The following is a 7,816-nucleotide window of genomic DNA, read 5'->3' on the forward strand; positions in this document are numbered from 1 at the left end:
CGGCGAATGTCTGCCATATACGATCCGACTGGTCTAGACGCGATCACGCTCCAAAGTAGCCCGCGCGCGACAGACGACGAAGACCCTCGACGCAGTAGATTCCGTACCTCAGGCCGCCCACGGCGTTGATGTGGAGGCCGTCTGAAGTGTATGAGGCAGGCATGAAGTAGCCGAGGCCGCTCTCGCCGCCGACATCCAGATAGGCGCACGAGGTCAGCAAGGCCACCTCGCGCACCGCTCTCATGAACTGATCCAGAGTTTTGCCCTGCCCGTTGGTCCTCATGATCCTGTGGGTGGCGTGGGTGGAGTCGCCGCTGTACGGGACGAAGAAAATGATCTTCGCGTTCGGTGCCTGAGTCCTGATGGCGACGACGGCGGCCCAGAGAGCTCCGTAGAACGTGGCCGTGGTGGTCTGCCCCAGCGCACCCAGGACGACCTCCTGGGCTCCAAAGTCGTTGATACCTGCCGCGATTGTGACGACCTCGGTGTCTGCCGGTATGTTCGCAATCTGGTTGTAGATGCCGAAGCTCGCGTATGCTGTCGTCGACTGACCGAGCGACGCGCCGCTGACGCCGAGGTTTGTCAGCACCATCCCAGTCTGGCTGGCTATGACGCTGGTATAAAAGCCGGCGATCGTGATGCTGTCGCCTAGTGTCGCCAATTTCTTGCCGACCAGAGCTTCGCGGCCGTCATCGTAGGGATCGCCACCGATGTCAGCCCCGTTGGCCAGCAAGCCGAGGTAAAGAGCGGCATTGGCGACGGCCGTTACCCCTGCGCTCTTGGTCCAAGCGGAAGTGGAGTGATTTTCAGAATCGCCAAAGAGGTTCGCGCCGCCGTTGAGGTGGAGCTTGGAGGATAGAACATAGAGACCAGATGCGCCATCGCCGACGTAGGGGTGCGTACCGGCGGCTGCGAAGATGCGGTGCTGCCAGTTCGTTGACGCCGAGGCCGTCGCTGTGACAATGACCGTGCATTCATACCAGTCATTGCCGAGCGCGACGATGCTCGCACCGGTGCCGCTTGCGGTGCCGTTTTCGAGATCGAACGTGCAGTTGAAGATCGCGGCGTTATTGGAGAACAGGTTGAGCCGATAGCGTTCGCCCTTTTTGGCGATGACCTTCCAGACGACGGCGTCGCCCAAGACCACGCTCTTGGCTTGGTAGACCGAAGGGCTAGCCGATCCGCTTGGCTCGACGAGTTTGGTCGCCGACATGCGGCCAATCGCACGAATGTAGAGTTCTTCGACCGTATCCGGGAGGGTGATGAGCGATGGGGCATTTGGGCTGGTCGTGGTGGTGACCGTGACGTTCTGTTTGGTGAACGCTGCGTTGGCCGGATCGCTGCTCGGGAAGAGGTTGGCCGTCAGTCCCTGCTTGCGGAGGATGATACTGCGAATGTACAGGCCGCTCGTGCCGTCCCCGGTATAGGGGAGATTGCCTGCCGCCGACATGCGAACCTGCACGTTATTGGTGACGTTTGAACCCACCAAAACAACGGCTTTACATTCGAACCAGCCGCCCCCAAGGGCGGAGATGCTGGCACTGACGATGTTCGCGCCGAACGTGCTTACGACCACGCCTTCTTCGAGATTGAAGTTGGCCGTGTATGCCGCGCCAGCGGCAGTGTGAATAAGCTGGAGCATGGCCCGTTCGCCGGCCCGCGCTATCACGACATGCTCAATGGTGTCTCCCGAAACAAAAGAATATGAGCGGTAGACGGACGGGCTGACGCCTGAGCCGATGGATTCCACCATTTTAGTGGTAGGGAGGCTGAGGCCCTGAATCATCATCATGAGTTCAACAGCCGACATCAAGGAGGATGTCGCGGCGCGAACGCCAGTATCAGTCGCCACCGGCCCTGCTGTGACGTTGTACAGCCCAAGGACCCCGGCCGAGACTTCCGTCCAAAAATATTCGCCGACATCGGCATTCTTGCCGAGCACGACTGCGGCGGCCGCGCCTGCCAATCCCGCCGATGCCGCGAAGCTGAAATTTGGCGCCACCGTGTAGGTGCCGGGCGCGGTGATCAGGATCTGCGTCAGCGCTCCGCCCGCCACCACGAAGCGGCCGGCGGCGCCCGAACCGGCGCCGCCGGCAAATGCCAGGTCGAAGGTGCCGTTGGTGCCCCCGGAGCCCGCCGTGATCGCACCGCTGCCGATGACGCCAAGGCCGATCGCCGCCGCGATGGTCGGAAAGATGCCCTTGCCATACAAAGACGCGTCGCGCGCCGCCTGTGCGCCGGCCAGATTGGCGGCGGTCGTGACGACATCGGCGGCGGTCAGCCCGGCATTCGCGGCGGAGCTGGCAGCGCTGGCGGCTGCCTGGCCGGCACTGGCGCCAGTGGCATCCTTCAGCACCTGCGTTTCATCGCGCAGCGCCTCGACCTCATCGACCACCTCCGCAACGTCAGGCGGCACGAAAGGAACAATGGTGATGGCATCGCTGCCCACCGCCGGCTCGTCTGCCATAAATTCAAACACCCGACCGGCATGGGCCGACCCGACCTGGGTGTGAACCGTCGTCCCCTTCTGCATCGCGCGGGCGGTGCGGGCGTCGGCAGCGCGGAACCATTCGCCCTCGCTCGCCGTGTAGATGCCGTTCTGTCTTTGGTCAGCCTGGTCCTTGACCAGCACGCGGTCGCCAACCTCGCATAGCACGCCGTCAATGATCTGCAGGCCATGAAGGAGAATGTTGACCGTGGTCGCTAGGCGCACGGGTTCGCGTTCGCCGGTCAGAAGTCGAACGGCGGCAGTTGCAGGTCGAGCCATCAGGCTTCTCCATGAAAAAGCCCCGCGAAAGCGAGGCTTGAAAGTGCTCTATGATTTCAGCGTGCGCTTAGGGGACGCGCGGTCCATGGCACATCTGCGGGGCGCGGAAGAGGCGCGGCTCCGGCTTCAAAAGAAAAGGGCGCCCAAAACCGTTGCGGCCTATGGCAATCCGACAACGCGCCTCCCAACGCGCCTCTTTGTCCAGCCGGCGATTGTCAGCCCCAACGCCATGCCGGCGCAGTCGGCAACCCAGTCGAACCCATCCAGATCGCGCCCTATCAGTTGGGCGCCCTGAAGAACCTCGATCGCCGCGCCGGTAAAGGCGAGAAGAACAACCAGCCTTGCCTTGTGTCCCGGCCAGCCGAGGCTTCCCAGGGCCGCCAGCACCGCGAAGGCGATGGCGTGTTGGAGCTTGTCATCGTGAAGCGTGACGGCCATGCCGAGATCCGGCAAGAACCGCACCGGAAGAAGAGTGAGCAGGAGAACGCCGGCCAACGTGACCAGGAAGGCGATTCTTGCCAGCATCGGATAAGAGTCTAAGCGCAACAAGATGGGTCAGTCCTTCATCTGAAAGTCTGGATGGGCCAGGGGATTTGAAGTTGCCGCTCCAATGATCGCATCAGAGCTGGGAATTTCAAATCCAGAACCAAAAGTCTGTGTCGTAAGAAAGGCCGCCGTCGCTCTCATCGCCCTGGAAACGACCACATACCTGCGTCCATTGCCAGCGGCGATTTCAGGAACCTTGTGTTTTTCCTATGAACAAGCCTACGAAGACGAGACGTGAAAGAGTAGGAGCGCTAAGATGTCGGTGAGCTGACGGCCCAGGGGCAGGTAACGAGAAATCTAGCCCGGCCGCCCGGTGCGGACATCAGTTTTGCGCCACCGAGGCGCCGGCCAGCCAAGCGAGCGCAGCCCTGTCGTCGGGCCTGAGAGCGGCAAGGCGGTCGTCGCCCGAAGCGGTCCCGTTCGGGTTTTCCGCCGACAGGTCGGTGCCGCCTTCAGCGCCGGTGGTTTCACCGTTGATCGCGCCGATGGTCTCCTTCGCGGCAGGCTCGGCGCCAATCAGTTCAACAGCGCGGCCCGGATCCTTGGCGATCATCGCCTGGGCGAGCGCCTTTGCCGTGTTGCTGCGCCATGCAGCTTCGGCCAATTCCCTGCCGACCGGGTTGCCCATCTTGGCGATGAAGTCGAACCCGCTCTGCCTGATCGCTTCGAACGCTGCGGTGTCGTCCGGATCGCTCTGCGCGATGGCGCTTGTGTAGGCGTCCTGCGCCTTGGACCATTCGGCCTGCTCATAGGCCTGGCGGCGCGCATATTGCTGTGCGGCCATGCGTGCCGAGCCGGCCAGCCTTAAAGCCTCTTTTTTCCTGATGAAGTTGGCGCGTTCGCTCTCCGGCACTTTCGGCACAGCGCTGTCGAATATCTTATCGAACAGGCCGGACTTGATGACGCCGTTGGTGCGGGGATCGACCTGGCCGTATATCGCGTCATGCAGGCCACGACCGTCGGCCGGCGCATTCTGGATCGCCTCGTTTTCGGCCTGGGCGATCTGCCCGTTCAACTCGCGGCCGATGACCTCGGCGTCGAAGGCATCCTGCTGCTGCTTCTGCTGCTGGAAGCGCTCGGCGACAGCCGAGAACTCGGCGCCAAAGCCTTGCATGGCGGCGCCGACCGGCGAGCCACCGGGATAGGAAACCACATTGCCGGTGTCGAGTCGGCGCTGGGCAAGGTGGAGGGGGATGGTCGCCATCAGTAAAGCCCTCCGCCCGGCGCCGGCGGAAAGGCGCTCTTGCCGAACGTCACGGCCTTGCTGGGGTCGTAGATGCCGGAAAGGCCGGACACGAAATTGCCGCCTGCCCTAGAGATCGACGCGGCCGCCGCCTGCCTGCCGGAAAAGCGCGAGATCGCCGCTTGCCTGTTCAGACTGTTCTGGCGCAGCTGCGAGCCGTACTGGATCGCCTTGATGTCGAGCTGGCCCTGTCTCGCATTGGCCGCCAGCACCTCGGTCGGAGTGCCTGATATGGCGACGCCCGAGGCGCCGGCCTGGGCGCGCGCCTGCGACAGCAGGAGGTCCTGCTTGTGGCGTTCCTGGCCCTGTTCGAAGGCCGCGGCTTGCGCGTCGGCCCGCGCCTGCTGCTCATAGGCCTTGGCCTGATAGTCGGCCATCTGCCTCGACTGCTGGCCCTCGACCAGCGCGCCGCCGACCGAAAGAGCCGTGCCGATAAGGGCAAGTGTGCACATGGTCAGCCGCGGCCTCGGCCACGAAGCGAAAATCTGCCCGTGATGGCTCCAACCGGCGCGCCGAGCGCCGGGCGCGGGTCGAGCGCGCCGCCGGGGCTGAGGAGGGACAGAAGCAGTCTGTCGGCCTGGATCGCTGCCGCGCTGAGACGAGCGGGTGCTGCCGCTCGCCGCCCGGCGATGGCGGCGCGCCGGATGGCGGTCAGGTTGATTTTCAGGTCCGCAGCGCCGGCGGCGTCGAACTGGCTGTTGCCGGTGGCGACGGCGCGGCGCAAGGTATCGGCGTCGAACAATTGCTGGCGCAGCTGTTCTATCAGCCACTGGGCCATGCGCCAGCGCTCTTCGAGGGAAGCGGCGTTTGCCCGGATCTCGTCGGCAAGTGCTGCGATGTCGACGCAGGCTTCACTTTGCGCGGCGGCGCGGCGCTTGTCATCGGGGATTGGGGTCACGGGAGGGTCCTTTTAGGAGGGTGATGGAAAACGGCGATGCCGCTGATTTCCCCCTTTGAGGGGGAGATGCCAAGGTTTGGCAAAGAGGGCAGGCCAGAGGGGGTCGTCTCGCGTGAAGCCCCTTCAGCGAGCCGTAAGCGCGAACACTCAAAAGGTTCAAAAGGTCTGCCTGCCTGGTTTTGGTAGAAGGCGATTTGTTACGCCGAACTATGCCCGCTAGACGCACTTACGCGATGCCTAGGGAACGGTTTCCAGCCTCGCGGGTTTGAATCGCGGGCGAACGCTTTTGAAGGCGGCATCACCATGCTACAGATCAACGACACCAAAAAGCTGGTTAAGGAGCTCGATGAGAGGGAGCGGCAAAGCCTCATCCGCATCAAAGGATCTCAGGAACTCATCGAGCAGAACCGCCGGCTGACAAAGAGGTCCCGTGGAATCCTTGCGCGCGCGTCCGAACTGGCCGCCGCGCTTGGCAGGACTAACGACCAGACTTGAGAAAGCTCTGCGCCGTTATTGCTCCGGCTACCATGCCAAAGTGATTATCTGGGACAGCTCGGCGATGTCGCCATAGATCTTCGAACCTTTGTCGAGAAAACACTTGTCACCGAGGGCTTCAAAGAGTGAGCTTGACGCGGTGCAAACCGGCAGGTTCTTCGAATTGGCGTACGTACCGAGCGTCGCGGTTTCGATCTTGCGGTCCGCAGCTTCGGCATTGCTGACGCTGATCGCGAGGATAGCGATAGCAAGGTGGCTCGGGCGTAAGTAAGGTCGCGACATGCATCAAATTAGCACCGGCCCTTGATGGGTTTCGTCCATCGATTGGATGAAGCGGCCACCTATTTTAGCAATCTCTTGACTAAGACGCCGACCGCCCCAGACTCATGGAATGGCGCGGGGAATTGGGATTGGAGTTCTGGTGGCGATTAATGCCACAGTCCGCAGACGGGTCACAGAGGACCGCGTCAGCGTATCAATCCCTCTTACAACTTCCCGCATTCGATCATCGATCATACTAAGATGAAGAAGGGGCAACAGATCGAGCTCACCGGAGAGATCACGCGCATAGATGAGGAAGACGGCAGGGTGACCGTTGATCTGGGACCGCTGGTGACGGTCGACATTGATAAGGTCAGGCTATTGGAGAAATACCGGCCGCCGAAACGCAAGAAGCCGCTGCGTGACATGGTGGACTAGGCTTGTCGGTACAGACGGGCTCCTACGAAAACAGTACGCATACATCCGGTTTTATTGGATTTACCTTTATGAAAACAGTGTCTCCGGCATGTTTATTGGTCGTCTCTTTTCTATAAAAATTCTTAGCTACTGAGTCGTATTTCTTGCCATCGAACAAGTAACTCACTCTTATATTGTAAGTGACAGGATCAACAGCCGCAGTCAGTCTATCTTCAACCCTGGCCTCAAGCACCGGCCAAGCTGTCGCCTGCGCTGCAAACCTATTCTCCTGAATAGTTGCAAGAATAATAAAAACGAATCCAATTATAAAGCACACGAAGACAAAAATAAAACCAGCATGATAGTTCTCCATTCTTTCTCACGCCGACCTTTCCTAGAAGAGATAAACATTACCTAGAAAGACTTGTAATGGCAGAATCAGCCTTGTCGGTCATTGCCCCTTCGCCTTCGCATAGCCTGTCGGTGTCGTGTCTGGCGTGTAGATCACGCCCACGCGCTTGCTGCCGCACTTGGCGCACTTCAGCTTCGGAATGATGTGACGCGGACGGCATTGCCGATCACATCGGCGGGGCGCTTCTGGCCTTTAGGTCCGGTGGGCACTGACATCTCCTTCACCGCTCCCGCCACCCAACAGATGATCTATTTGAGATGGGCTGATAACCTGACGACCTTCTCTTATCCACGGACGGGCACCTTGGAAGGGTGGCGTTTTCGCGGCCGTTAAAGCGTCTTGGATTGAGTCATACCGGCTTGCGCTTAGAGACGAAAAAGCGCCAGCTGGTGGTTCACCGGAGGCGGCCGGATGCCAGCGAAGGTAGACAGGTTTGTTCGGCAGGGGCATCCTCGATCCTAATGCTTTCCGCTAAGCATAATAGGTGCTTCCGCCTATGGGAGCAAACGAGATGCGTTTCGCTTTCTTCCCGGAAATCCTTCAGCAAAGCGTGGCGCAGCATCTCTTCGGCCTGCCTTGCCCGCGCGGAACCAACAGTCAATGCTGCCGTTCTCCCGTGCCGGTCAGGAACATTCTTAATGTACAATCCGTGGGTCGATCTCTGTTTCTCTGCGATGGAGGCGCAGCAGGTCATCTGGCTTCGCACATTGCGAATTGCCAAGGGAGGCAAGCCGGCAGAGCGGGAAGCTAAGCGAATGATCAGTGAAAAGATCAAGG

10 protein-coding genes are annotated in these 7,816 nt (G+C 60.7%); 3 read left to right on the plus strand and 7 right to left on the minus strand.

Features of this window, described 5'->3' with window-relative positions; all coding sequences use genetic code 11:
- Positions 1–43: 43 nt before the first annotated feature.
- On the minus strand, positions 44–2,767 hold the full coding sequence (locus tag EOA78_RS09940; RefSeq protein ID WP_127315008.1) for an SGNH/GDSL hydrolase family protein: 2,724 nt from the start codon (positions 2,765–2,767) through the stop codon (positions 44–46).
- 159 nt (positions 2,768–2,926) lie between these two features.
- Positions 2,927–3,316 carry a hypothetical protein gene (locus EOA78_RS09945; RefSeq protein ID WP_245477445.1) on the minus strand — a complete coding sequence of 130 codons (390 nt, stop codon included), beginning with the start codon at positions 3,314–3,316 and terminating at the stop codon, positions 2,927–2,929.
- Between the two features lie 61 nt (positions 3,317–3,377).
- Here EOA78_RS09945 and EOA78_RS35905 point away from each other — a divergent pair, with 61 nt between their 5' ends.
- The gene (locus EOA78_RS35905) at positions 3,378–3,551 is read left to right on the plus strand and encodes a hypothetical protein (protein ID WP_164783696.1); all 174 of its coding nucleotides are present in this window, start codon (positions 3,378–3,380) and stop codon (positions 3,549–3,551) included.
- An 84-nt stretch (positions 3,552–3,635) separates the two neighbouring features.
- Here EOA78_RS35905 and EOA78_RS09950 read toward each other — a convergent pair whose 3' ends face one another.
- Genes EOA78_RS09950 through EOA78_RS09960 form a run of 3 tightly spaced genes read right to left on the minus strand, consistent with a single transcriptional unit; the run spans position 3,636 to position 5,454 of the window.
- Positions 3,636–4,517, minus strand: a complete 882-nt coding sequence (locus tag EOA78_RS09950; protein WP_206533420.1) for a hypothetical protein — start codon at positions 4,515–4,517, stop codon at positions 3,636–3,638.
- Entirely contained in the window at positions 4,517–5,008 is a 492-nt protein-coding gene (locus EOA78_RS09955; protein ID WP_127315009.1) for a hypothetical protein, read from the minus strand. Before EOA78_RS09955 ends, EOA78_RS09950 begins: the two co-directional genes overlap by 1 nt.
- 2 nt (positions 5,009–5,010) lie before the next feature.
- On the minus strand, positions 5,011–5,454 hold the full coding sequence (locus EOA78_RS09960) for a hypothetical protein (RefSeq protein ID WP_206533421.1): 444 nt from the start codon (positions 5,452–5,454) through the stop codon (positions 5,011–5,013).
- A gap of 303 nt (positions 5,455–5,757) precedes the next feature.
- On the opposite strand from EOA78_RS09960, the gene EOA78_RS09965 reads away from it, so the two are divergent.
- Positions 5,758–5,949, plus strand: a complete 192-nt coding sequence (locus EOA78_RS09965) for a hypothetical protein (protein ID WP_127315010.1) — start codon at positions 5,758–5,760, stop codon at positions 5,947–5,949.
- Between the two features lie 27 nt (positions 5,950–5,976).
- Here EOA78_RS09965 and EOA78_RS09970 read toward each other — a convergent pair whose 3' ends face one another.
- The gene (locus EOA78_RS09970) at positions 5,977–6,231 is read right to left on the minus strand and encodes a hypothetical protein (RefSeq protein ID WP_127315011.1); all 255 of its coding nucleotides are present in this window, start codon (positions 6,229–6,231) and stop codon (positions 5,977–5,979) included.
- A 240-nt stretch (positions 6,232–6,471) separates the two neighbouring features.
- Between EOA78_RS09970 and EOA78_RS37915 the strand changes: the two genes are divergently transcribed.
- On the plus strand, positions 6,472–6,648 hold the full coding sequence (locus EOA78_RS37915) for a hypothetical protein (protein ID WP_348628470.1): 177 nt from the start codon (positions 6,472–6,474) through the stop codon (positions 6,646–6,648).
- A gap of 22 nt (positions 6,649–6,670) precedes the next feature.
- On the opposite strand, the gene EOA78_RS09980 is transcribed toward EOA78_RS37915, so the two are convergent.
- Positions 6,671–7,000 (minus strand): hypothetical protein, encoded by a 330-nt coding sequence (locus tag EOA78_RS09980; protein ID WP_127315012.1) that lies wholly within the window; start codon positions 6,998–7,000, stop codon positions 6,671–6,673.
- Between the last annotated feature and the right edge of the window lie 816 nt (positions 7,001–7,816).

It is taken from the genome of Mesorhizobium sp. M5C.F.Cr.IN.023.01.1.1 (assembly GCF_003997585.1).
Taxonomy (GTDB): Bacteria; Pseudomonadota; Alphaproteobacteria; order Rhizobiales; family Rhizobiaceae; genus Mesorhizobium; species Mesorhizobium wenxiniae.